We start from the raw sequence: 25748 nt of genomic DNA, 5'->3' as shown, positions 1-25748 counted from the left end.
GCGCGCATTACAGTGGCTGCGACAGAGATTGGCAGTCCCCATGCTTCAGAACGCACCTTCTTTTCATGTGTCCCTGGCGCAGTCGGAAGACGATATCCGCGCGGCGCAAAGGTTGCGTTATGACGTGTTCGTTGCAGAATTGGGCGGCGGCGGCGCCGGTGTGGACCATACGCTCCGATTAGAGACCGATTGTTTTGATTCCCACGCTGATCACCTTCTTTTGCGCGATACGCGGCATCCTGAAACCGACACCGATGGCGTTGTCGGAGTCTATCGTCTGATGACGCAGGATCATGCTGCCGGTGCCGGGCGGTTTTATTCCGCGTCGGAATTTGACCTGTCGCTGCTCCAACACTCGGGTCGCCCGTTGCTGGAACTGGGCCGGACCTGCCTGCATCGCGATCATCGCGGCGGGGCGGGGATGATGGCCTTGTGGCAGGGTCTGGCCGACTACGTCGCCGCCCGCGACATCGAAATCCTGTTCGGCACAGCAAGCTTTCACGGCACCGATCTGACCCAACTGCGACAGCCGATATCGCATCTGCACACTGCTTATCTGGCACCGCCAAAGCTGCGCGTCACATCGCGGATGCCACAGTCCGAGCCGATCTTGTCACCCGAGCGTATCGACAAAAAAGCCGCCATGCGCGCCACGCCTGCGCTGATCAAAGCCTATCTGAAACTGGGGGGCACAATCGGGCAGGGGGTCTTTGTCGATCATGCCTTCAATACGACAGATGTCTGTCTCATCCTTGAGACATCACAGCTTGATTCCGCTGCGCTTCGGCGTGCGCCCCGGCGCGGGTCATGAGCCCGACCTGGAACAACGGCGACCCGATTGCACCTGAACCCGTCTCGGCTCTTGGATGGGGTCGCGTGGTGCTGCGTGGCGCATTGCTTGGTCTTGTGGTGTTTGGCGGATTGGCGCTTTTGCTCATTGCACGGCTTTTTGAAAAACCGCTCTTCGGTGTTGATCGGCCTGTCACCCCCTATATCACGCAGGCGGTCTGCCGCACGACCTTTGTGATCATGGGGCTCGGACTGCTGGTCCGGGGGCCGCGCTTGAAGGTGCCGGGGGCGGTGGTGGCAAACCACAGCTCATGGCTTGATATCTTTGCGCTCAACGCGCGCAAGAACGTTTATTTTGTATCCAAGTCCGAAGTCGCATCATGGCCCGGAATCGGCTGGCTTGCCCGCGCCACGGGAACGGTGTTCATCAAACGCGATCCGCGTGATGTAAAAAACCAGGTTTTCGTTTTCGAAGAACGGCTTTCGCATGGCCACCGCCTGCTCTTCTTTCCCGAAGGGACATCCACGGATTCGCTTCGGGTCTTGCCGTTCAAACCGACTCTTTTTGCCCCCTTCTTTTCAGACGCGATTGTGCATGACATGCATATTCAGCCGGTCACGGTGATCTACCATCCCCCCGACGGCACCGATCCCCGATTTTATGGCTGGTGGGGCGATATGGGTTTTGGTGAACATCTGCTCAAGGTGCTTGCCCAACGAAAACAGGGGACGGTTGAATTGGTCTATCACGCACCGGTTCGGGTTGACGATTTTCCCAATCGCAAATCGCTTGCGCGCTATCTCGAAGAACAGGTCCGGTCTGCACATAGCCGACTGATTGAATAAGCTGTTGTCTGGATGGTATTTTGCAAATCAGATCGGGTTGGGCTGAAAGCCGGGGCCAGAAAAATAGACCCGACCCCCACCTGTGCGGGAAGTCGGGCCAAACGTTTGAAATAGAGCGTCAGCAGTGGATGAGGGCCGCCACAGACGCGGAATTTGAAAAGGTCCAATTTAAAACTCGTTACTCCCCACGACATGAATTTGATGGGTGATCCGCCCCAAGGAAATATTGTGTCGGATCAACATGCCGTTTCGAACCATTCTAACTTGATCTGTCTACACCTGACGCAAAGTAAGCGCAGGTAAGGAATACCTGACCTCGGGACACTTTTCCCCGTGAAATCGGCGTGAAAGCTGGGGGTGCGCCACGCGTTATTTCTTGAACACTGCCTCGGCGGCGAAAATAGTCGCGTTGCTTAACACAAATGCAAAACGGCGCGAGAAAAATCTCGCACCGTTTTGTAATGCAATTAGGTCAGAGGGTTGCAGACCAAACCTCAAGTGGAAATCGGTCAGATTTCCGCAACGTCCTCATCCCCTTGATCCGCGATCCAGGCGACGGACACCACCACCTCGTCGGCGCCGGTGTTGAACACCTTCACACCCCCCGCGCTGCGCGAGCGGAAGGAAATCCCCTCAACCGGCACCCGAATGGATTGCCCTCTTGAGGTCGCCAGCATGATCTGGTCATCCATTTCGACCGGGAAAGACGCCACGATGGCCCCACCGCGCAATGACTTGTCGATGGCCTGTACCCCCTGACCACCACGGCCCCGAACCGGGTAGTCATGCGAGGAGGACAGCTTGCCCGCGCCTTTGGCGGTGATCGTCAGGATCAGGTTTTCCGCCGCCGACATCTCGGCATACCGTTCCTGCGTGATCGAACCGGGCGCTGCCCCGTCCTCGTCATCCTCGATCTCGGCATCGTCGGCCAGACCGGCCACAGCACGGCGCATCTTGAGATAGGCTGCCCGTTCTGCCGGATCGGCCTCGAAATGGCGGATCACGGCCATGCTGACGACGCGATCCCCGTTGTTGAGCCTGATGCCCCGGACCCCGGTGGATTTCCGCCCCTTGAACACGCGCACAGCCGTGGTCGGAAAGCGGATCGCCCGGCCGGAATCAGTGACCAGCATCACATCGTCATCCTCGGAGGCGATGCGTGCATTGACCAGTTCCACACCCTCGGGCAGATCCATCGCGATCTTGCCGTTGCGCATCACGTTGGTGAAGTCCGACAGCGCGTTGCGGCGGACGTCTCCGGCACTGGTCGCGAAGACGATCTGAAGGTCGTCCCAATGCTTTTCGTCCCGATCCACCGGCATGATGGCCGCAATCGACACACCCGTCGGAATGGGCAGGATGTTGACGATGGCCTTGCCCTTGGCCGTGCGCCCACCCTGCGGCAAACGCCAGGTCTTGAGCTTGTAGACCATGCCTTCGGTGGTGAAGAACAAAAGCTGCGTATGGGTATTGGCGACGAACAGGGTGGTGACGACGTCATCATCCTTGGTCGACATGCCCGACAGCCCCTTGCCACCGCGTTTTTGCGCGCGGAAATCGGCCAAGGGCGTGCGCTTGATATAGCCGGACTGGGTGACGGTGACGACCATGTCCTCGCGCTCGATGAGGTCTTCGTCCTCCATGTCACCCGACCAGTCTACGATCTCGGTGCGGCGTGGCACGGCGAACAGATCTTTCACCTCGCGCAGTTCGTCCGCAATGATGCCCATGATCCGGTCACGCGAGCCCAGGATTTCCAGGTATTCCCGGATCTTGCCCGCCAGTTCTTCCAACTCGTCGGTAACTTCCTTGACCCCGATCTGGGTCAGGCGCTGAAGCCGCAGTTCCAGAATGGCCCGCGCCTGAATCTCGGACAGGTTATACGTTCCGTCGTCGTTCGCGGTATGGGTCGGATCGTCGATCAACGCGATATAGGGCAGGATCTCGGCGGCAGGCCAACGCCGCGTCATCAACCGTTCGCGCGCCTCGGCCGCATCCGCAGAGGACCGGATCGTCGCGACAATCTCGTCGATATTGGTGACAGCAACAGCCAGACCACACAGAACATGGCTCCGCTCGCGCGCCTTGCGCAGCAGGTGCGCGGTGCGCCGGGCGACGACATCTTCGCGAAAATCAATGAACGAAGTCAGGAACCTGCGCAGGGTCAACTGCTCTGGCCGACCGCCGTTCAGCGCCAGCATGTTGCAGCCGAAATAGGTCTGCATCGGCGTAAACCGGAACAGTTGGTTCAGCACCACCTCGGCGGTTGCATCGCGCTTGAGCTCGACCACCACCCGCACGCCGTTGCGATCGGATTCGTCCTGCACATGGGCGATGCCCTCGATCCGCTTTTCGCGGGCCGCTTCGGCGATCCGTTCGATCATGGTGGCCTTGTTCACCTGATAGGGGATTTCGTCGATGACGATGGCCCAGCGATCCTTGCGGATTTCCTCAACCCGGGTCTTGGAGCGGACAACCACTGACCCGCGCCCCTCGAGATAGGCTTTGCGGGCACCGGACCGGCCCAGCATGATGCCGCCAGTCGGGAAATCGGGGCCGGGGACATACTCGATCAGTTGCTCGGAACTTAGATCCGGCTCGTCGATCAGGGCCAGCGTGGCGTCGATCACTTCGCCCAGATTGTGCGGCGGGATGTTGGTCGCCATACCCACGGCAATACCGCCCGCGCCGTTGACCAGCATGTTGGGAAAGCGCGCTGGCAGGACCGAGGGTTCGCGGTCCTTGCCGTCGTAATTGTCTTGGAAATCAACGGTTTCCTTGTCGATATCCGCCAGCAGAAAGGCGGCCGGCTTGTCCATCCGCACTTCGGTATACCGCATGGCCGCCGCGTTATCGCCGTCCATCGACCCGAAATTGCCCTGACCGTCCAGAAGCGGCAGCGACATCGAGAAATCCTGCGCCATCCGCACCAGTGCATCATAGATCGCGCCATCGCCGTGCGGGTGGTATTTCCCCATCACGTCGCCCACGGGACGCGCCGATTTGCGGTAGGGTTTGTCATGCCCGTTGTTGGATTCGTGCATCGCGTAAAGGATGCGCCGATGCACCGGTTTCAATCCGTCGCGCAGATCGGGAATCGCCCGGCTCACAATCACGCTCATCGCGTAGTCGAGGTAGGACGTTTTCATCTCGTCCGTGATCGACACCTGCGGTCCCGAATACTTGGGGCGCTCCGGCGGCATATCTTCTGTGTTATCAGGTGTTTCTGGCGTGTCGCTCACGAGGATAGCCTGCTATCTGTTTTTCTATATTTTGTTATCTGTCTGTATATCAGAGACAGGATGTAGGCTGCAATCCACTAGACCAAATTAGTGGCAGAACAACATTGGCACTCGGATCATGTGCTGGCTAACATATTGTTTTCATTGAAAAGCAACGAATCCATGGCAAACTCGCCCTTACAAGAAAAAAAGAATGAGGTTTGCATGACTGACATGAGTGAAACCGAGTTGATGCTGCGGGGCTATGGCCTGACCACCGCGCAACTGTATTACAGGATGCCCGATTACAGGCATGTCCTGAACACGTTTGTCTGGCAGGAGTACGATCTTGCCCCGGATCACCCCAAATTGTTCGAGTTCATCGAGTTCTGGCAGGACAGCATCGACGGCCCGCTGCATTCGGTGCAGTATACCCACCGCAAGATGCTGTCGTCCGGTGAATGGCAACAGGTGGTGGGGGAATTCACGCTCCATTGAAACCGAGGGAGAGCCCGTTTCAACGGGCTTTCCCGTCACACGCCGTAGATCGCGCCGAACTTCGCCTCGAGATAGGCCAACAGCGGCGCTTCATTCGGTGCAAACCCGCAGGCCCGCTCGATCACCTCGCGCGGCTCATACAGCCCGCCATGCCGTTGCAGATTGTCCCGCAGCCACCCTGTCGCCGCCGAAGTGTCCCCAGCCGCCAATTGGGCATCCATATCCGGCACTGCCTTGCGCAGCGCTTCGTTCAGGCAGCCCGCATAGACATTGCCCAGCGAATAGGTGGCGAAATAGCCAAACAGACCCACCGACCAGTGCACGTCCTGCAACACGCCGTTTGACGGTCTGTCCACGGCATAGCCGAAATCCGCCTCGAACCGCGTGTTCCAGGCCTCTTCAAGGTCCACCACGTCCAGCGATCCGGCGATCATCTGCCGTTCCAGATCGAAGCGCAGCAGCACATGCAGATTATACTGCACCTCGTCGGATTCCGTGCGGATAAAGCCGCGATGCACGCGATTCACCGTGGCAAAGAACGCGTCGGGGTCATTGATTCCGAAATCGCCGAACGCCTCGACCATCTGTCCATGCAGCCAGCCGGTAAAGGCGCGCGAGCGCCCCATCTGGTTCTCGTAGATGCGCGACTGGCTTTCATGCACCCCCATCGAAACGCCACGCCCCAACGGAGTCAGCAGATAGGCCTGATCGATATTCTGTTCATAACCGGCGTGACCAACCTCGTGAATCGTCGAATAGATGCAGTTGAACGGATCGGCCGGATTGGTCCGCGTGGTGATCCGCACATCATTTCCTGACCCCGAACTGAACGGATGTACCGCCTTGTCGACGCGCCCCCGGCTCATGTCATAACCGAACACCTTGGCGATCTGGCGCGACAACCTCATCTGCGCGCTTTCGTCAAACGTACCGGTCAATGCAGCAGGCGCAGGTGCGCCCAGCACGGTGTCCCGCAGTGCAACCAGCCGCGGCCGCAACGCGCCGAACATCGCGTCCAACTCGGCCGCCGTTGCCCCCGGCTCATAGTCCAGAAGCAACGCGTCATAGGGATCCCCCCCATCGGCCAGCGCCTCACCTTCCTGTCGGCGTAGATCCAGCACCCGCTCCAGTGTTGGCGCAAAGGCGGCGAAATCGTCTTTTGCCCGCGCCTCTGCCCAGATGCCCTGCGCCACAGACGTCGTGCGCGCCAGTTCCGCCGCAAGATCGGCGGGCACCTTCGAGGCCCGCTCGAAACTCCGCCGGATATGACGCAGGTTGGCGGTGGCCTCGTCGTCCGTCGGCGTCGCCGCCTCCAGCCACTCACCCACACGCGGGTCCATGCGACGGGCATGCAACACGGATTCAATTGCCCCCATCTCTTCACCCCGTTGCGCCGAAGCGCCCCGTGGCATGGTGGTTTCCTGATCCCATGCCAGACGTCCGGCGATCTGGCCCAGCGCCTCGGTTTCGCGTGTGAACGCCATCAATGCGTCATAAGCCGTGCTCATGCTTTTGCTCCTCGGATGGATTGTTGCACCGGATATTGCGCGCCGAACCGGGCCCGCAGGATCAGCACCCACAGGATCACAGCCCCCACCTGATGCGCAATCGCGATCTGCCATGGCGCCATGTAAAGCACCGTCACGATGCCCAGCGCCATCTGCACCCAGAGCATCGCGAAGACCGCGTTGAACCGGAACCGCGTGTCGACATTCGGCGATTTGCGCGCCCGCAGCCAGACGACGATGCCGAAAACCAGCAGCAGATACCCCGCGATGCGGTGCATGAACTGCACAAGACCGGCGTTTTCAAAGAAGTTGCGCCACATCGGCTCCAACTCGAACGGGTAGGGCGGCAGGAAGGCCCCGGCCATCAGCGGCCAGTCATTGTAGGTCCGCCCGGCGTCGATCCCGGCCACCAAGGCACCTAGGAGGATTTGCAGGAACGAGAAGTGTAAAAGCCCCGTGCCAAGACCATAAAGCTTGCCCTCACGCGACCGCCGCGCCTGCATCAGGTCGCGGTCTTCGCGGCCCAGTTCAAACGTGTACCACGCGATGAAGCCAAGAATGACAAAGGCCAGTCCCAGATGCGTCGCCAGACGATAGGAGGCCACATCCAGCATCGTCCCGCTCAGGCCAGAGGACACCATCCACCAGCCAATCGCGCCCTGAATCCCTCCCAGCACACCGATAAAGATCAGCCGACCCGTCCAACCCGTCGGGATCTTGCGCGCCAGCAGGAAGCCGAAAAAGCCCAGCGCCCAGATCAGCCCGATCACCCGGCCAAGTTGGCGATGACCCCATTCCCACCAATAGATGAACTGGAACTCCGCAAGACTCATGCCCTTGTTCTGCAATTGATACTCGGGAATTGCGCGATAAAGATCAAACTCGCGCTGCCAGTCTTCGACCGTCATCGGCGGCAATGCCCCGCTCAGAGGCCGCCATTCGGTGATCGACAAGCCGCTGTCGGTCAGCCGGGTCAACCCACCGACGGCGATCATCACCATGACCAGCCCGAACAGGATCATCAGCCAGATGCGGATCGCCCCCCGCGCCCCGCGCCTGCCCGCGTCGATCATGCCTCCCTTGGGTGTGTCTGTGCGCGGTGCCTCTGCACCGACCTCTTCAAAGATGCTGCGTTTGGGGCTCATTCACGGGATCTCCTTGTTGGCCGAAACACTAGGCTTGGGGCAGGGCCGCTTCAAGGCGCGGGCTCAGCCCCTGGTCCTCCAGCGCACCATTTGCCGCAGTATGCCATGCAGCATCTGCACATCAGCGCGCGTGAGGGGCATGCGGGACCACATGTTCCGCAGGTTCAGCTTCATGCTGTCCGCCTTGGTATCGGGAAAGAAAAATCCCGCCTCATCCAGCGTGTCCTGGTAATGCCCGGCCAACTTGTCCATCTCGATCGCCGTGGCCCAGTCAGTACCTGCCATCTCGGTTGCCTCGGGCAGGCTCTCGACCGACTGCCGGCGCCACTCATACCCGGTCAGCAATACGCATTGCGCAAGGTTCAGCGAGGCGAACTCCGGATTGACCGGCACCGAGATGATCGCATTCGCAAGTGCGATGTCCTCGTTCTCCAGCCCGGCGCGCTCTGGCCCGAACAGAACGGCCACCTTCTCGCCCGCCGCGATCTTCTCGCGCGCCACGTTCATCGCCCGTTCCGGCGTCATCACCGGCTTGGTCATGTCGCGCTGCCGGGCGGTCGTGGCGAATACATAGGAACACTCGGCCACCGCATCGACCGTGCGCTCGGCCAGAAGCGCGTCATCCAACAACCGCCCCGCGCCGGACGCCATCGCCACCGCTTTCGGATTCGGCCAGCCATCCCGCGGGGCCACAAGACACATCCGCTCAAGCCCGAAATTCAGCATCGCCCGCGCCGCGGCACCGATGTTTTCGCCCATCTGGGGGCGCACCAGCACAAAGAGGGGCTGCGGTGTGTCGCTTGGCATGGCAGAAACCTCACTGATCCAAGGGGTCGCGCCTGACTATTGCGCCCCTGTCAAAAGGGCAACCCGTGCAACCCCTTGGCGCGAAGTATGAAATCACGGTATAGGGTCACGACCAACGAGGAAGGGGCCGCAGATGTCCGATACCGAGCAGCCACAGATTTACCTGATCACACCACCCGAGATCGAACTCAGCCATTTTCCCTCTGATCTGGCGCGCGTTCTGGATGCCGCCGAAATCGCCTGCATCCGCCTGTCGCTGGCCACCCGCGACGAAGATCTGATCCTGCGCGCCGCTGATGCCGTGCGCGAGGTGGCGCACCGGTTCGACGTGGCGCTGGTGATCGACACCCATGTGGTCCTGGCCCAGCGCCTTGGCCTTGACGGCGTCCACCTGACGGACGGCGCGCGATCGGTGCGCATGGCGCGCAAGGAACTGGGCGCAGATGCCATCGTCGGCGCGTTCTGCGGCCAGCTGCGCCATGATGGCATGAGCGCGGGCGAGGCGGGCGCGGATTACGTCAGCTTTGGCCCGGTGGGGACAACCACCCTGGGCGACGGTTCCCGCGCCGAGGCAGAACTGTTCGAGTGGTGGTCCGAAATGATCGAGATCCCCGTGGTCGCCGAAGGGGGTCTTGATACCGACATCGTGCGCAGCCTCGCGCCGATGACGGATTTCTTCGGTATTGGCGAAGAAATCTGGCGAACGGATGATCCGGTGGGGGCGCTGAACAACCTGAAGACAGCGATGGCTGGCTGATCGGGCAAGGGGGCTGTCTGCCCCCTCGGCGCATGCGCGCCTCACCCCCGAAGGTATTTCCTGCCCAAAGAAACCGGCTGTCGCCAAGCCGCAAACGGCCCGCTTCTTTGGGCTGAAAATACCTCGGGGGTTTGGGGGCAGAGCCCCCAAGCATTACATCAGGGAATGATCCGCGTGTATTTCACACCTTCCAGTGTAGCGCCGATCCGCAATCCGGCCTGACCAAAGATCACCGCGATGACAGGGGCCAGCGAGGTTGTGGTCTCGGCCGCGATGGTCTCGCCGCCTTCGGGGATGGCATATTCGATGTTGGCACCAGCAGCCCAACCGGGCGAGCGGCGGAAATTCATCAGCGCGTCTTCGGTCATGAAGAACAGCACATGCGCATATTGCTGCGCACCGATCTGCAACCCCGCGCTGGCCTTGGTGGTGGAGTAGAAATCGACCGTCACGCCGCCAACCCGCAGCGCCCCCCGTCCGAATGCACCGCCAATGCCAAGGCCCGCCTCGGTCACCAATGGCATGACCAGCAATCCGTTGGCATTGGCCGCAAGGTTCTGCGTGCCCGGAAAGCGGCGGTACATTTCGGCCAGCGTCGCATCGACCCGCGCGTCGATCCGCGCGCCGCCATTGCCGCCGACCGCGTTGTTACAGGCACCCAATAGGAATGTGCCGCCAAGGCCCAAGGCCAGTTCGCGTCGTGTCAGGGATGTCATTGTCTCTGCTCTTTCTTTGCCGATGCCTCTGAAATCCGGCTGTGCCGCCGATTGTGGGCGAGTATAGCGGCAGACACGCGCTCTGTCACTAAGGATGGATCACGATAAGCGACGCACCGCTACCCGTTGAGCAACCGGGCCGCCGCCGGTGCAAAATAGGTCAGAACTCCGTCACAGCCGGCGCGTTTGAATGCCATCAGGCTTTCCAGCATCACCCGGTCGTGATCCAGCCAGCCGCGCTCGGCTGCCCCCGCAAGCATCGCGTATTCGCCCGACACCTGGTAGGCAAAGGTCGGCACGCCGAACATGTCCTTGGTGCGGCGGCAGATATCGAGATAGGGCATGCCGGGTTTGATCATCACCATGTCGGCACCTTCGGACAGATCGCGCGCCACCAGACGCATCGCCTCGTCGGAATTGCCGGGGTCCATCTGGTAGCCCTTCTTGTCACCCTTGAAGGCGCCGGACGCGCCCACCGCATCGCGGAACGGGCCATAAAAGGCACTGGCGTATTTGGCCGCGTAGCTGAGGATGGCGACATTCGAGAAGCCTTCGCCCTCCAAGGCCCCGCGCATCGCGGCGATGCGGCTGTCCATCATGTCGGACGGGCCGATGATGTCGGACCCGGCGCGCGCCTGCGACAGGGTCTGCCTGACCAGCGCCTCGACGGTGCGATCGTTCACGATATAGCCGTCCTCGTCCATGTAGCCGTCATGGCCGGTGATATTGTACGGATCCAGGGCCACATCCGTCATCACCATGATATCAGGCACCGCGTCCTTGATCGCGCGTGTGGCACGGTTGGACAGGTTCTCGGGGCTCCATGCCTCGGCGCAATCCTCGGTCTTGAGCGCGGGGTTGGTATAGGGAAACAGGCAGATCGCCGGGATGCCAAGCGCATGCGCCTCGCGTGCCGCTGCAACCACCTTGTCGACCGAGCGGCGCACAACCCCCGGCATAGACGCCACCGGTTCTTCGATCCCGTCACCGTTGCGCACAAAGACCGGCCAGATGAAGTCATCCGGTGTCAGCGTGTTTTCACGCACCATGGCGCGCAGACCTTCGCTGCGGCGCAACCGGCGCAGGCGTGTGGCGGGGAAGGGGGGAGTGATTGGGTGCATCGGTGATACCTGTCTGATCTCAACCAGAAAGGGATGCACTCCCGCCGCGCGCATGTCCAGACCCGGAGCCTGCGCGCGGTGGTGTTGATCGGCCTCAGACCAGCGCGCCGCTGCGCAGCTGGAGCGGTGTTGGTGTGCCGCGATGTCCAAGGTAATCGGGCCGCGGTTTCTGCCCCGCGAAGGGATCCACAAGCGCGTTCGACACGGCGTTGTAGACGAAGAACGCGTTCGACCGCGGGTCCGGCGTGATATTGCCGTTCGATCCGTGGATCGTGTTGCAATCGAACAGGACCAGCGTGCCCGCCGGGCCTTCGGCATCGGTGATGCCATACATCTTCGCCATGTCGCGAAGCGTTTCCTGCGACGGGGTGCCGGCCTCTTGCCGTTTGAGAGAGTTTTTGTGGTTGGCATCCGGCGTCTCGCCCTGGCAGGACACGAAGGTCTTGTGCGAGCCGGGCATCAGCATCAACGCGCCATTATGGGCACGGTTGTCGGTGAGCAGAAGCGACGCCGACACGGCCCGCATCCGGGGCATCCCGTCCTCGGCATGCCAGGTCTCGAAATCGGAATGCCAGTAGAACTCCTTGCCGGTGAAGCCCGGTTTGTAATTCAGTCGGCTCTGATGGACATAGACCTCGTCACCCAGCAGAAAGCGGGCGATCCCGGCCAGCCGCGTGTCGCGCGACAGGTGGTCCATCAGCGCATGGTGGGTCTCCAAGTTGAAGACCGTGCGCACCGCGTCCGATCCGGGTTCAGTCACCACCTCGGACGCGTCGCTGCCGGCCAGATCGCGGCGCAGCGTCGCAGCCTGATCGACGAGAGCGGAAATTTCGTCTTGCGAGAACATGTCCTGCACCACAAGGAATCCGTCCCGATCAAAGGTTTCAGCCTGAGCTGGCGTGATCGGAGCCTGCTCGGTCCAGCTTTGCCACAAGACCGGGTCGGTGCGTTCACGCCATGTCTCTCGGTCGGGTTGACGTGTGGGGTAAGCGTCTGATTTGACGTCGCTTTCCGCGTTGGTGTATTCGAGTGGCATTGTTCGCTCCTTTTTTTGCATGCTCGAAAAGATATGTGTCAGAAGAATGTGCGACGGCCGCCGAAGTTCCAAAACGAATGCGACGACGGCGTGAACGCCTATGGCGGCCCCTACCTCTGGGCAAACGCCCGATGTCAAGCTAGAGAGGATTCGAAGGCGAACGGGGACGACAGCTTGGACTGGTACAGCACTGTCTTTGAACTGATTGATATGCGGTCCTTTTCCAATCTGTGGTTCTGGATCGTACTGGCTGTGGCGTGGTCATCGGCCAGCCATTGGGTGCTGGGTGTGCCCTCTGACATGGTGGCGCGCGCACGGCGCAAAGGCGGCAAGGCGGCGGACGACCTGACGGATCTGTTGCGGATCAACACCAGCCGTCTGCTGTTTATCGCCGAAGAGGCCGGGCTTTGGATCATTGCGGCCGGGGCCTTTTTCCTCACGGGGTTTGCGGTTCTGGGCTGGGTCTATGATATCGAGATCGCGCAGGCGTTGTTTCTGCTCGCCTTTCCCATGTCGATCATCAGTCTGATGAGTGTCCGCACGGCGCGTGCCCTGCACGAAAAGGACCATGATCTTGACGCGGTCTATCGACGATTGGGTCGGCACCGCCTGATGGTGCAGGCCATCGGCATGGTGTCGATTTTCATCACGGCGATGTGGGGGATGTATGTAAACCTCAGCATCGGTGTCCTTGGCGGTTGACGCCAGAAGGTGCGCGGGCCAAATGACCGCGCTATGAACACATCCCAGAACTCTCCACAGCATGTCACCATGGGCGGTGCGCCCGAAGGATTCGACGCGCGTCTGGTTCTTGCCGAGGCGGAAAAGTCCGGCGGGGCCGTGTGCCATATCGCACGCGATGATCGTCGCCTTGCACAAATGCGCGATTCGCTGCGCATTTTCGCGCCGGAGATGCCGGTGTTCCTGTTTCCCGGATGGGATTGTCTGCCGTTTGACCGGGTGTCCCCCAACCCAGACATTTCGGCGGCGCGGATGGCGACATTGGCGGCGCTGACCCATGCGATGCCCTCGCGCTATGTTCTGCTCACCACGATGAGCGCGGCCACGCAACGTGTGCCGGCCCGCGACGTGCTGCGCGAGGCGGCATTTACCGCGCGGGTCGGCAACCGTGTGGACGAACAGGCGCTGCGCAATTTCCTTGTGCGCATGGGCTTCAGCCAGGCCCCGACGGTTCTGGAACCCGGCGACTATGCGATCCGCGGTGGCATCATCGACATCTTTCCTCCGGGTGAAGGCGGGCCGGTGCGTCTGGACCTGTTTGGAGACGTGCTGGACGGTGCGCGCCGGTTTGACGCGGCGACCCAGCGGACCACCGAGAAACTTGACGTGGTGGAACTGGCACCGGTCTCCGAGGTCATCCTCGATGAGGCCGCGATCACCCGGTTCCGGCAGAATTACCGGATCGAATTCGGCGCGGCAGGCAGCGACGATCCGCTTTACGAAGCCGTCAGCGCAGGGCGCAAGCAGCAGGGGATGGAACATTGGCTTCCGTTCTTTCACGAACGGCTCGAGACCCTGTTTGACTACCTACCCGGAGTTCCGATCACGCAGGACGATCAGATCACCGCCGCGCGGCTGTCGCGCTGGGACGGGATCGTGGATCAATACGAGACCCGCAAGGTGGCCCTGTCGCAGAAATCGCGCATGGACACGGTGTATAAACCGGTGCCGCCAGATCAGCTTTATCTGGACGATGCGGCCTGGATCAAAGCCCTTGGCGACCGGCGTGTGGTGCAGTTTCATCCGCTGCCGCAGGCCTCTGGCCCCGGTGTGGTGGATGCAGGTGGGCGCATCGGGCGCAATTTTTCACCTGAGAGACAACAGGAAAATATAAGCCTTTTCAGCGCGTTAGTCGATCATGTGCGCAAGAAGATGATGGATGGTCCGGTCCTGATCGCGTCTTATTCGGAAGGGGCGCGCGAACGGCTGACCGGATTGATCGAAGACGAAGGGCTGGCCGAGGCAATCCCGGTCAACAACGCGACGCGGGTTGGCAAACGCGGGCTTCACCTGACGGTTTGGCCGCTGGAACATGGGTTCGAGGCGCCTTGGGGCGTTGTTGGCAAAGACGCGCGGATCACGGTCATTTCTGAACAGGACGTTCTTGGCGACCGTCTGATCCGGTCCCCGAAGAAACGGCGCAAGGCCGAGAATTTCCTGACCGAGACGCAATCCCTGTCTCCTGGCGATCTGGTGGTCCATGTGGATCACGGCATCGGACGCTATCTGGGCATGGAGGTGATCACTGCGGCGGGTGCTGCGCATGAATGCCTGCTGCTGGAATACGCCGAACGGTCAAGGCTTTACCTTCCGGTCGAGAATATCGAGCTTTTGTCGCGTTATGGCCATGACGAAGGCTTGCTCGACAAGCTGGGGGGTGGCGCGTGGCAGGCCAAGAAAGCCAAGCTCAAGGAGCGTATCCGCGAAATGGCGGACAAGCTCATCCGCGTGGCGGCCGAACGTGCCTTGCGCAAGGCCCCGATCATGGACCCGCCACCGGGCGCGTGGGATTCGTTTTCGGCCCGGTTCCCGTATCAGGAAACCGACGATCAGCTGCGCGCAATCGAAGACGTGATGGCAGACATGCATTCCGGCCAACCGATGGACCGGTTGATCTGTGGCGATGTGGGCTTCGGCAAGACCGAGGTTGCGATGCGCGCGGCCTTTGTCGCCGCCATGTCCGGTGTGCAGGTCGCGGTGATCGCGCCGACCACGCTTCTGGCGCGTCAGCACTACAAGAGTTTTGCTGAACGGTTTCGCGGATTTCCTTTGGAAGTCAGACCCTTGTCGCGGTTTGTTTCCACCAAGGATGCACAAGCCACCAAGGACGGTATGGCGCGCGGCACGGTGGATATCGTGGTCGGCACACACGCGCTGCTGGCCAAAGGCGTCCGGTTCCAGAACCTCGGCCTGCTGATCATCGACGAGGAACAACATTTTGGGGTGAGCCACAAGGAGCGACTCAAGCAGTTGCGCACGGACATCCATGTGCTGACGCTGACCGCCACGCCGATCCCACGCACGCTGCAATTGTCGCTGTCAGGTGTGCGTGATCTGAGCATCATCGGCACGCCACCGGTGGACCGTCTGGCGATCCGGACCTATGTCAGCGAATTCGACACGGTCACCATCCGCGAGGCGCTGCTGCGGGAACATTATCGCGGGGGTCAAAGCTTCTTCGTGGTGCCCCGCATCAGCGACCTGCCCGAAATCGAGGATTTCCTGCGCGACCAGGTGCCCGAGGTGTCTTATGTCATCGCCCATGGCCAGATGGCGGCGGGCGAACTGGATACGCGGATGAACGCGTTTTACGATGGCAAATACGATGTGCTGCTGGCGACCACAATTGTCGAATCCGGTCTGGATATCCCGACAGCCAACACCATGATCATTCATCGTGCGGACATGTTCGGCCTCAGCCAGCTCTACCAGATCCGCGGCCGGGTGGGGCGCTCGAAAACCCGCGCCTATGCCTATCTGACGACGAAACCGCGTGCCAAGCTGACCACTGCCGCCGAGAAGCGCCTGCGCGTTCTGGGCAGCCTCGACACGCTGGGGGCAGGCTTCACGCTGGCCAGCCAGGACCTTGATATTCGCGGTGCGGGCAACCTCTTGGGGGAAGAACAATCCGGCCAGATGCGCGATGTGGGGTACGAGTTGTACCAATCCATGCTGGAAGAGGCGATTGCCAAGATCAAGTCCGGCGAGATGGAAGGGTTGTCAGAGGCGGATGATCAATGGGCACCACAGATCAACCTCGGCGTGCCGGTGCTGATCCCCGAAGCCTATGTGCCGGATCTCGACGTGCGCCTTGGCCTGTATCGTCGCCTGTCGTCGCTGTCGACCAAGGTAGAGCTGGAGGGCTTTGCCGCCGAGCTGATCGACCGCTTCGGCAAACTCCCGCGCGAGGTGAACACGCTCATGCTGGTGGTGCGGATCAAGGCGATGTGCAAACGCGCCGGGATTGCCAAGCTTGACGGCGGGCCCAAGGGCGCGACGATCCAGTTCCACAAGGACAAGTTCGCGTCTCCAGAGGGGCTTGTCGCGTTCATCCATGACCAACGTGGGCTGGCCAAGGTCAAGGACAACAAGATCGTCGTCCGCCGCGACTGGGCCAAGGACAGCGACAAGATCAAGGGTGCGTTCTCGATTGCGCAGGATCTGGCGAAGAAGGTCAAAGAGGCGCAGACCGCGAAAGCCTGACCCCGACCTCCGTCTATGGCGTCTCGCGATCCTTGCGCAGCTGCGGCAAGCTCAGTTCGGTATGAACCCGGACCTCGTTGTTGGCCGACACCGACACAACCCGCAGATAGGGTGCCCCCGCCGAGGGGTCATCGGTATGGTCGCGCGAAATCCCGGCCACAACCGCGCCGTTCTGCGGTTTTCGGGCATGTTCCGCCATCAGGGAACGGCGGAACGAACACTGGAAGCTGTTGCAGATATTCGCTCTCAGCTGCCGCTCGAGCGTACAGCCCTGTTCGCCGTGATAGACACAGCTGCCCAGGGTGGATCTTTTGGGGAAATAGGAAAGATAGGTCTGAAAGATCTCGTCCTGCGACAGATCCGGACGGCGCCACCTGGTGTAGGCAATGGTTTCTTTCGTCAGGAAGGCATGGCTGCCGCCGCCCTGCATGCAACAGCTCCCCTGACAGGCGATGCAGCTGGCATTGATGACAAACGGGTCCGGCACCTCTTCCGCGCGGCGGTGCGTGTAGTCGGGGTCCGCATCCGGAGGGGCCGGTGGCTCGGGAGATGTGTCGAAGCTCTCGGCGATGACACTGCGCAGATGGGCTTCAAAGGCGGCGCGGCGGTCCGGTGGCAGTGCCTCCATCGGCATATCGATATGAGGGGCCAGACCATAGGCGATGTTCCGCAAATCCGGTTGACCGATGTCAGCGGCAGCCTTTTTGATCACCCCCCGCGTCCGGCGTTTGGTGCGCTTGAGCCAAAGCGCGTAGATCCTGGTGTTTTCACGCGCCAATGCCGTGGATTCGTGGACACGTTTGCGTGTCTGGCATTCGGGCCGTCCGCAGATTTCGGCCTCTGCGTCATCGGTGTCTTGCAGGACGCGCCGACAAAAGGCGCAGGTCGCAGGAGGACCGTGACGGGGTTTTGCAAAAACAGGTATGGGCATGCGCACCGGCCTTTCAGGAGACCAACAACTTTGTCGACGGCAGGCACCGCCGATAATCGACAAGATACAATGTGACCGAGTTTTGCAGAAAAGAAGCGCCGTGCCAAACCCTGTCTGCGGGGACCGAGAACATGACACCTCGGCGGGGCGCAAGTCTTTGCATGACCGATCCATCATGTTTGATGGACAAAAGGTCTTTTCCGTTAGCCAATCATTCAACACATGTGCCTTGAGGTCTCGGACGGTGCATCGGACCTGATTGGCTGCCAATCCTGCCCCTGGAATGGTCGCATTCCAAAAGGATGATGGCTACATAGGCGTAACGGGAGCTGCTGCTCTTTGTCATGAATAGTGTAACCAAGGAGTTCAGAATGGTCTTGAATCTTGGAGACTTGCCAGCTGCAGAAGCGCTTTCGGCGATCTATATTGGATATTTTGAGCGAGCAGCAGATCCGGAAGGCCTCGATTTCTGGAGCGCGGTTTACACGTCACAAGCCCTTTCGCTGACTGAAGCCGCAACAGATTTTGCGTCTCAACCCGAAGCCTTGGACGCGTTCGATTTCCTGTCAAATCCATCTTCGACGTCCGCGAATGACTTTATCACCCAGGTTTATCTCAACCTGTTCAATCGCCCGCCTGATCCTGCCGGCCGAAAATTCTGGAGCGATGTTCTACAGCAAAGAATTGGCGACGACAGTGGGGTCGACATTGGCCAAATTATTCTTGAGATCGTCGGCGGCGCCCAAAATTCGACTGAGGGCAATGATCTGACCACCATTCAAAACAAGATCGAAGTTGCGGTTTATTGGACGGACGCAGCAGAACAAGCGGAAGTCGATTACCAGAACGATGCGCCCGCCCGCGCAAGCGCAAACGTGATCATCGCGGACGTCACCGATGACAGGAACTCTGTGGACTCAGCCAAGGCGGACTTGGGCGACTTCATTTACTTCACGACCGATCGGACGGAAGTGTTTGACATTGCGGATGTCCACGATGACACAGTGCCGATGTATAAGACCGCTGCACCCGCCCTCGTCGCCAGTGACCCCAGTGAAAGCGTCGCGCTGATTGGACTGACACCTTCGGAACCGGACGTCTAGTCGAGGTCAACGTTGGTCATTATCATGAGCTTTCGGCTTTGGTCCGCTGACGCCACACTGATTGTCGGTTCTCATCAGTATGCCACCGGGCAATCGAACTCTGTACGTCTCGTGACGGAAGATAATCCGCTGGACGGTCTGATCGCGGCGGCTTCCCTTGGGGAGGAAGGATACCAGCTTGCGCTGGCGGATAGCAGCGCAAATCTCACGTCTCATGACATCTCCACGCCCTAATGACCTGCCGGCACTCTGGAGATTCCTCTGGGGATCGTGCTCCAGGACTGCCCAAGGCGTTCCAGATTTTCCCACCATGGTATCTGGTGCGCTTCTAAAAGCGTCAAATTTACCAATTAGCGTCTTATGCGGGGTATCTGGAGCGGGTAACGGGAATTGAACCCGTAACTTAAGCTTGGGAAGCTCGCGTGATACCTTTTCACCATACCCGCGCTCTGGAGGCTGAGATACGCTTGGGTGTGTGGGGCGTCAAGAGGTGGGGGGTGAGGGGGATCGGGTGGTGCGTGAGATCACGCACCCTACAGTTTGCCGCCACGATGGATCGCAGAACAAGCGTTCGCCTGGGCGGGTGCGGAACGCGCCCGCCGTGGGGCGGGCGGGCGGACGCGTCGCCGCCGCTAGCGCGACGGCGGGTGTCAGTTAGTTTGTGGCCATGCAATGAATTGGAAAATCTAAGTTCAGCAAAAGGGTCGAAAACCCACCCTACGCCAAGCCCATCACCCCCGCCGCCTTCTCCTCACCCGACCGCCGTCACTCCCATCCCCCTGCGTGTTGAACCCGACGACGGGCAGCGTCACCACCTTGCCCAGTTCGGGGAACGGGTCGGTGGCGTGGGGGATGGCGTTGGCGGCGACGAAATGTTCCTGAAAGCGCGGCTCGATGGCGGTTTCGACCTTGGTGATCTGGCGCACAATGCGTTCGATCTCGGCCCGTGCGGCCAGATTGCAGAGCGCGATGCGCGCCCCGGTGCCTGCGGCGTTGCCGGCGCTGCTCACCTTGTCCAGAGGCACGTCCGGGATCATCCCCAGCACCATCGCGTGTTTCGCTGAGATATGCGCGCCGAACGCACCCGCCAGCACCACGCGGTCCACCACGTCCACACCCATCTCGTCCATGAGCAGCCGCGCGCCCGCGTAGAGCGCGGATTTGGCCAGCTGGATCGCGCGGATGTCGCCTTGGGTGACGGTGATGCGCGGTCCGCCTTGGTCCGTGGCGTCATGGATCAGGTAGGCGTTGGTGCGCCCTTCGGCAAAGCAGCGGTCGGTCCCGGTCTGCGCCGCCGATCCGATCAGGCCCGAGGGGTCGAGCAGCCCTGCGATGCGCAGTTCGGCCACCGCCTCGATGATGCCAGAGCCGCAGATGCCGGTGATGCCGGTGGCGGCGGTCTCGTCCCAGAAGCCGTCCTCATCCGACCACTTGTCACAGCCGATGACGCGGAAGCGCGGTTCGCGGGTTTCGGGGTCAATGCGGATCGCCTCGATGGCACCGGGGGCGGCGCGTTGGCCGCTTGAGATCTGCGCGCCTTCGAAGGCGGGGCCGGTGGGCGACGAACAGGCCAGCACGCGGGTGGTGTTGCCCAGCAGGATTTCCGCATTGGTGCCCACATCGACGATCAACACGAGGTCTTCGGAATTGCCCGGCTGCTCCGACAGCGCCACCGCGGCGGCATCGGCCCCGACATGGCCCGCGATGCAGGGCAGGATGTAGATCTGCGCCGACGCGGGCAGGGTGGTCAGGTCCAGATCGCGGGCGGTCAGGTTGAGGTGGTTCGACGTGGCCAGCGCAAAGGGTGCCTGGCCGAGTTCGACGGGGTCGATGCCCAGCAGCAGGTGGTGCATGACGGGGTTGCAGACAAACACGGTTTCCAGAATGAGGCTGGTCGGTATGCCCGCCTCCTTGGCGATTTCCTCGGCCAAGACGTTGATCGCATCGCGCACCGCGCGGGTCATCTCAACGTCGCCGCCGGGGTTCATCATGGCGTAGGACACGCGGCTCATCAGGTCTTCGCCAAAGCGGATCTGCGGGTTCATGATGCCCGAGCTTGCCACCACTTCGCCGGTGTCGAGATTGGTCAGGTGCGCGGCGACGGTGGTGGAGCCGAGGTCGATGGCCAGCCCGTAGAGCCCGGTTTCATGCAGGCCGGGCCATGTCGCGATGATCTGCGGCGTGGCGTCGGCGCTGGTCTTGTGTAGCGCCACGGTGATCGCCCATTTGCCTTTGCGCAGAGTGGTTTGCAGCTTGGTCAGAGCGGGGAAGGCGCAGGTGATCTCGGGGATCTCCCACTGGTCCTTGAGCGCGCGCGCGACACGTTCCAGATCGCCGGTGGGCGTGTGCATATCGGGCTCATCGACGACGATGTAGTAAAGCCGGGTGGCCGGGTCCATCTTGATCACGCGGGCGCTTGCGGCCTTGCGCACGACCTGCCGGTGGACCTGGGATTCGGGCGGCACGTCGATGACGATGTCGCCCTGCACGCGTGCCTGGCAGCCCAGACGGCGGCCCTGCTTCAGCCCGCGCTTTTCGTCGTACCGCGCCTCGACCGCGTTCCAGTCCGACAGCGCGCCGTCACGGGCGGTGACTCCGTGTTTGGAGAACTCGCCATAGCCCGGCGTGATCTGGCACTTGGAACAGATGCCCCGCCCGCCACAGACGCTGTCGAGATCGACCCCAAGCTGCCGTGCGGCCGTCAACACCGGGGTGCCGACGGGAAACCGGCCACGTTTGCCGGAGGGGGTAAAGACGACGAGCGGGTCTTGGCTGGACATGGGAATCCCTTTGTTCACGGTTGTTCGGGACCATAGCGGTCCGCGCGCCGGGAAAAAGGTGAATTGCGTCATAATGTTTATGCAGAGCGGCATGACTTGGCTTAACGCCGGACATGCCTGCGCGCCGGTGCGGAGGGAACCGCCCGGTGCTCAGGTCGTATGGTGGTCATGGAAGCGGCGCCGCCCCTTGGGCCTGACACTGCTCTCGTTCCGCAAAGCCAATGGCTTTGGACCTGTACCCCCGGTGAGGGGCCTTTTGGGACCGGTCTCTCATGGTCGGCCCCGGTTGGGGCGATTGAGAGCGATGTCAGTTCACATGTCGCGGCATGGGAGTGACCCTTCCCGCTCAAAAGCTTTTGTGTGGGGGAAGGTGCAGCCAGAGCGTTAAGGATTTGGAAACCCGGCGTTCGGTGGGGCGGGCAAGCCCGTTGAACGGGCTTAATCCTTGCCCCCCAGCCAGCGCAGGATCTCGCCCCGGTCGCCGTCCAGATCGGGTGCGGCCGAGCGCACGCTGGGATCACCCAGTCCGGTCATCTTGATCGGGTTGCCCGCCGCCTTGAAGGCCGGGCGTCCGTTGCGGTCAAGCACATCCACCACCATGTTGCGCGCAAGGATCTGCGGGTCGCGCAGAACCTGTTCGACATTCTGGATCGGACCGCTGGGAATCCCCGCCGCGCCAAGCCGCGCGATCCAATAGGCACGGGTCTTGTCGATGGTGATCGCCTCGATCAGCCGTTTGAGCAGGCGGGCGTTTTCGACGCGCGACGGGTTGGTGGCAAATCTGGGATCATCGGACAGGGGAAGGTCCAACGCGACACAGAGTTTTTCGAACAGCACATCGTTGCCGGCGGCGATCACGAACAGACCGTCAGAGGCATGAAACGTCTCGAACGGGGCAATCGACGGGTGGCGCGCGCCCGAGGGCTTCGGTGGGGTTCCGGTGAGCGTGGTGGTGGCAATGGCCTGTTCCAGAAGGGCCAGTTGGCTGTCCAGCATCGACACGTCGATCTTGCGCCCGATGCCGGAGCGGTCGCGATCCATGAGGGCAGCGAGCACACCCTGGCTCAGGAACATGCCCGCCGCGATATCTCCGATAGACGCGCCCACGCGCACCGGGTCGCGGCCCTTTTCGCCGGTGATCGACATCACGCCGCCACGCGCCTGCGCGACGATATCGTAGGAGGGTCGTTTGGCATCCGGTCCGGTGTGACCAAAACCCGAAACCGCGCCATAGATCAGCCTGGGAAACTGCGCGTGCAGATCGTCCCAGCCATAGCCCAGTCGCTCCATCGCGCCAGGGCGGTGGTTTTCGAGGATCACATCGGCGCGCCCCAGAAGCCGTTCGAAGATGTGTCGGTCCGGGTCGGCCTTGAGGTTCAGGGCAATGGACTTCTTGCCATGGTTAAGGGCTGCAAAATACGCGGATCTGCCGCTGGAGAACGGTGGAAAGCTGCGCGTATCATCACCTTTTCCGGGGCGTTCGATCTTGATCACATGTGCGCCGAGATCGCGCAGCGTCATCGAACAGAAGGGGCCCGCCAGACCATGCGTCAGATCCACGAGGGTGATGCCGGAAAGCGGTTGTGTCATGCCTGTCTGCCTGTGCCAGCCGAGTCGGTTTTCCTTTATGAACGCAGGCCCGCCCTCAAGTGCAACCGGGGTTTTCCTATCGGCCTCTCGGTCGGCGGAAACCCGACGGTCGGGTCATGCCGCGCGCTGCTGGCGTGCGTGAAAGACAAAGCCCAGAAGGTTCATCAGCACCTGTGCCGCCAGGATCGAGGTTGACCCGGTCGGGTCATAGTCCGGAGCGACTTCGACAAGGTCGATGCCGACGATGTCGTGCGTGTTCGCCACCTGTTGCAGCAGTTCCAGAACATCGTAGTAAAGAAACCCGCCATGGCTGGGTGTGCCGGTGCCCGGCGCAATCGACGGGCAGAACGCGTCGATGTCGATGGTGATATAGACGGGAACCGCGTCGGGAAGGCGAGCTGACACGCCTTTTGGTCCCAGCGCACGCGCCTGCCGGACCGACAGGATGTCCGATCCCCTTGCGCGCGCATCCGCATAGCCATCGCGAGCGGTCGAACTGACATTGCGGATGCCGACCTGCGTCATGCCAGACACCCACGGTTTTTCCGAGGCGCGGCGCATCGGGTTGCCGTGGCCGTGGCGGACTCCGTGGCGTTCATCGACGAAATCCAGATGGGCGTCGATTTGCAGGATATGGAACGGCGCATGGCCTTCAAACGCGTCAATGCAGGGAATATTGATCGAATGATCCCCCCCGATCACCACAGGAAGTGCCCCCGAGGCCCGGACGGCACGCACGCCGTCGGCAATGTTGGCATGGCTTTGCACCGTATCGGTGTGGACAATATCAGCGTCCCCAAGGTCAACGATCCGGGTTTCGGCAAGGTAGGTCACATCGTCTTCGTGGTCATAGGCCCCGGCATGGCCGAAACTGAACAGGGTCGACGCCTCGCGTACGCCGCGCGGGCCGAACCGCGCACCAGCACGCCATTGCGTGCCCGCATCAAACGGCGCACCAAGGATCGCCACATCGGCGTCGATCGCACCCCAGTCTGGCTGATATGGGCTGCGTGCGAATGTGCAGATGCCGGTAAAGGGCAGATCAAGGCGTCCCGACTCGTATCCATGTGCCATATCCGTCGCTCCTTTTGGTCCTGCGTGACGTGGCGCAGACTGCGGCAGCGCTTCGCAGGGGTAAAGGGCGATTGGGTCTTTCCACTTGGGAAAACCCATGCGATAGGGACGTGCCTAACGATGCTGTCCGTGGAAAGGGATTCCGATGGAGATTCGCGAGGCTCTCACCTTTGATGATGTTCTTCTGGTGCCGGGTGCCTCAGACGTGCTGCCTGCCACCGCAGACACCCGTACCTGGGTGACGAAATCCATTGCGCTCAACATTCCGCTGCTGAGTTCCGCGATGGATACGGTGACCGAAGGCCGTATGGCCATCACTCTGGCGCAGGCCGGTGGCATCGGTGTGATCCACAAGAACCTGAGCGTCGATCAGCAGGAACGCGAAGTGCGGCGCGTCAAGCGGTTTGAATCCGGCATTGTCTACAGCCCGGTGACGCTGCGCGCGGATCAGACCCTGGCGGACGCCAAAGCGCTGATTGAACGGTATAATTTCACCGGATTTCCGGTGGTCGACGACAAAGGCCGGGTGGTCGGCATCGTCACCAATCGCGACATGCGGTTCGCGACGTCGGATGACACGCCGGTCAAGGTCATGATGACCTCGGACAACCTTGCCATTCTGCGGGAACCTGCGGACCGGGAAGAGGCGATCAGCCTGATGAAATCTCGCCGGATCGAAAAGCTGCTTGTGGTGGATGGCGATGACAAGCTGACCGGACTTTTGACGCTGAAAGACACGCAGCAGGCGGTTCTCAATCCGACGGCGTGCAAGGACGAACTGGGACGTCTGCGCGTCGCCGCCGCGACCTCTGTCGGGGATGCGGGGTTCGAGCGGACAGAGGCCCTTGTGGCCGCTGGTGTGGATATCGTGGTGATCGACACCGCACATGGCCACAGCCGGGGTGTGATCGAAGCGGTCACCCGTGCCAAGACCCTGTCCAACCACGTTCAGGTGATTGCCGGCAATGTCGCCACGGCAGAAGCCACACGCGCCCTGATCGACGCAGGGGCGGATGCGGTCAAGGTCGGCATCGGTCCGGGGTCGATCTGCACCACGCGCATGGTGGCCGGGGTCGGTGTGCCGCAGCTGACTGCGATCATGGATTGCGCGAAAGCAGCGGGTGATATTCCGGTGATTGCCGATGGTGGCATCAAGTTCTCGGGCGATTTTGCCAAGGCCATCGCGGCAGGTGCGTCCTGTGCGATGGTGGGCAGCATGATCGCCGGAACCGACGAATCGCCGGGTGATGTGATCCTGTACCAGGGCCGCAGCTTTAAATCCTATCGCGGCATGGGGTCGATCGGGGCCATGGCGCGCGGGTCGGCGGATCGCTATTTCCAGAAAGACGCGGCAAGCGACAAGCTGGTTCCCGAAGGCATCGAAGGGCAGGTGCCGTACAAGGGTTCTGCAAATGCGGTTCTGCATCAGTTGGTCGGCGGCTTGCGCGCCGCGATGGGCTATACAGGTTGCGCCACCATAGAAGAGATGCGCCGGAACTGCCGCTTTGTGAAAATCACCGGGGCAGGTCTTAAGGAAAGCCATGTGCATGACGTTCAAATCACGCGTGAATCGCCGAATTACCGAATGGCGTAACAACGCCC

Annotated in this window: 20 protein-coding genes and 1 tRNA gene; 9 read left to right on the top strand and 12 right to left on the bottom strand. The window is 61.3% G+C overall.

The features are described 5' to 3' along the window. The first annotated feature begins 40 nt into the window (after positions 1–40). Both ACTIEN_RS13545 and ACTIEN_RS13540 read left to right on the top strand, forming a co-directional pair. Positions 41–811 carry a GNAT family N-acetyltransferase gene (locus ACTIEN_RS13545; RefSeq protein ID WP_439523681.1) on the top strand — a complete coding sequence of 257 codons (771 nt, stop codon included), beginning with the start codon at positions 41–43 and terminating at the stop codon, positions 809–811. Further along, on the top strand, positions 808–1635 hold the full coding sequence (locus ACTIEN_RS13540) for a lysophospholipid acyltransferase family protein (RefSeq protein WP_439523680.1): 828 nt from the start codon (positions 808–810) through the stop codon (positions 1633–1635). The genes ACTIEN_RS13545 and ACTIEN_RS13540 overlap by 4 nt, the downstream gene beginning before the upstream one ends. A gap of 509 nt (positions 1636–2144) precedes the next feature. Here the strand turns inward: ACTIEN_RS13540 and gyrA are convergent. After that, positions 2145–4877: a DNA gyrase subunit A gene (gyrA, locus tag ACTIEN_RS13535; protein ID WP_439523679.1), complete on the bottom strand. Its 2733-nt coding sequence runs from the start codon at positions 4875–4877 to the stop codon at positions 2145–2147. A 204-nt stretch (positions 4878–5081) separates the two neighbouring features. On the opposite strand from gyrA, the gene ACTIEN_RS13530 reads away from it, so the two are divergent. After that, complete coding sequence (locus tag ACTIEN_RS13530; RefSeq protein WP_439523678.1) at positions 5082–5354, top strand: usg protein; 273 nt, start codon at positions 5082–5084, stop codon at positions 5352–5354. 35 nt (positions 5355–5389) lie between these two features. On the opposite strand, the gene ACTIEN_RS13525 is transcribed toward ACTIEN_RS13530, so the two are convergent. From ACTIEN_RS13525 to ACTIEN_RS13515, 3 genes are all read right to left on the bottom strand, one after another. Next, positions 5390–6862 (bottom strand): carboxypeptidase M32, encoded by a 1473-nt coding sequence (locus tag ACTIEN_RS13525; RefSeq protein WP_439523677.1) that lies wholly within the window; start codon positions 6860–6862, stop codon positions 5390–5392. Continuing rightward, a complete protein-coding gene (gene ctaA / locus ACTIEN_RS13520) occupies positions 6859–8007 on the bottom strand; it encodes a heme A synthase (RefSeq protein ID WP_439523676.1) in 1149 nt (382 codons plus the stop codon). Before ctaA ends, ACTIEN_RS13525 begins: the two co-directional genes overlap by 4 nt. Before the next feature lie 63 nt (positions 8008–8070). After that, on the bottom strand, positions 8071–8814 hold the full coding sequence (locus tag ACTIEN_RS13515) for an RNA methyltransferase (protein ID WP_439523675.1): 744 nt from the start codon (positions 8812–8814) through the stop codon (positions 8071–8073). Positions 8815–8947: 133 nt separating this feature from the next. On the opposite strand from ACTIEN_RS13515, the gene ACTIEN_RS13510 reads away from it, so the two are divergent. Continuing rightward, positions 8948–9571 carry a thiamine phosphate synthase gene (locus ACTIEN_RS13510; RefSeq protein WP_439523674.1) on the top strand — a complete coding sequence of 208 codons (624 nt, stop codon included), beginning with the start codon at positions 8948–8950 and terminating at the stop codon, positions 9569–9571. 158 nt (positions 9572–9729) lie between these two features. Here ACTIEN_RS13510 and ACTIEN_RS13505 read toward each other — a convergent pair whose 3' ends face one another. The 3 genes from ACTIEN_RS13505 to thpD form a co-directional block, all read right to left on the bottom strand. Then, positions 9730–10287 carry a YSC84-related protein gene (locus ACTIEN_RS13505; protein WP_439523673.1) on the bottom strand — a complete coding sequence of 186 codons (558 nt, stop codon included), beginning with the start codon at positions 10285–10287 and terminating at the stop codon, positions 9730–9732. Between the two features lie 119 nt (positions 10288–10406). Beyond that, positions 10407–11408 (bottom strand): porphobilinogen synthase, encoded by a 1002-nt coding sequence (gene hemB / locus ACTIEN_RS13500; RefSeq protein ID WP_439523672.1) that lies wholly within the window; start codon positions 11406–11408, stop codon positions 10407–10409. A 94-nt stretch (positions 11409–11502) separates the two neighbouring features. Then, entirely contained in the window at positions 11503–12444 is a 942-nt protein-coding gene (gene thpD, locus ACTIEN_RS13495; protein ID WP_439523671.1) for an ectoine hydroxylase, read from the bottom strand. Between the two features lie 174 nt (positions 12445–12618). Here thpD and ACTIEN_RS13490 point away from each other — a divergent pair, with 174 nt between their 5' ends. After that, positions 12619–13146 carry a component of SufBCD complex gene (locus ACTIEN_RS13490; protein ID WP_439523670.1) on the top strand — a complete coding sequence of 176 codons (528 nt, stop codon included), beginning with the start codon at positions 12619–12621 and terminating at the stop codon, positions 13144–13146. Positions 13147–13179: 33 nt separating this feature from the next. Continuing rightward, complete coding sequence (mfd, locus tag ACTIEN_RS13485) at positions 13180–16668, top strand: transcription-repair coupling factor (protein ID WP_439523669.1); 3489 nt, start codon at positions 13180–13182, stop codon at positions 16666–16668. A gap of 13 nt (positions 16669–16681) precedes the next feature. On the opposite strand, the gene ACTIEN_RS13480 is transcribed toward mfd, so the two are convergent. Further along, the gene (locus ACTIEN_RS13480; protein WP_439523668.1) at positions 16682–17599 is read right to left on the bottom strand and encodes a hypothetical protein; all 918 of its coding nucleotides are present in this window, start codon (positions 17597–17599) and stop codon (positions 16682–16684) included. 371 nt (positions 17600–17970) lie between these two features. Between ACTIEN_RS13480 and ACTIEN_RS13475 the strand changes: the two genes are divergently transcribed. Continuing rightward, complete coding sequence (locus ACTIEN_RS13475) at positions 17971–18702, top strand: DUF4214 domain-containing protein (protein WP_439523667.1); 732 nt, start codon at positions 17971–17973, stop codon at positions 18700–18702. Positions 18703–18726: 24 nt separating this feature from the next. Next, the gene (locus ACTIEN_RS13470; RefSeq protein ID WP_439523666.1) at positions 18727–18936 is read left to right on the top strand and encodes a hypothetical protein; all 210 of its coding nucleotides are present in this window, start codon (positions 18727–18729) and stop codon (positions 18934–18936) included. 138 nt (positions 18937–19074) lie between these two features. Here the strand turns inward: ACTIEN_RS13470 and ACTIEN_RS13465 are convergent. The 4 genes from ACTIEN_RS13465 to ACTIEN_RS13450 form a co-directional block, all read right to left on the bottom strand. Next, positions 19075–19148, bottom strand: a tRNA-Gly gene (locus tag ACTIEN_RS13465). Between the two features lie 285 nt (positions 19149–19433). Continuing rightward, entirely contained in the window at positions 19434–21482 is a 2049-nt protein-coding gene (locus ACTIEN_RS13460) for an ASKHA domain-containing protein (RefSeq protein ID WP_439523665.1), read from the bottom strand. 438 nt (positions 21483–21920) lie between these two features. Further along, a complete protein-coding gene (locus tag ACTIEN_RS13455; protein ID WP_439523664.1) occupies positions 21921–23072 on the bottom strand; it encodes a CaiB/BaiF CoA transferase family protein in 1152 nt (383 codons plus the stop codon). 114 nt (positions 23073–23186) lie between these two features. Further along, positions 23187–24146, bottom strand: coding sequence for an agmatinase (locus tag ACTIEN_RS13450; RefSeq protein WP_439523663.1), 960 nt, complete (start codon positions 24144–24146; stop codon positions 23187–23189). Between the two features lie 145 nt (positions 24147–24291). On the opposite strand from ACTIEN_RS13450, the gene guaB reads away from it, so the two are divergent. After that, positions 24292–25740, top strand: coding sequence for an IMP dehydrogenase (gene guaB, locus ACTIEN_RS13445; protein ID WP_439523662.1), 1449 nt, complete (start codon positions 24292–24294; stop codon positions 25738–25740). Positions 25741–25748 lie beyond the last annotated feature (8 nt).

This window comes from Marivita sp. (assembly GCF_051859345.1).
Classification (GTDB): Bacteria; Pseudomonadota; Alphaproteobacteria; order Rhodobacterales; family Rhodobacteraceae; genus Marivita.
The sequence above is the reverse complement of the archived record's forward strand: the minus strand, read 5'-3'. Positions and strand labels throughout refer to the sequence as shown.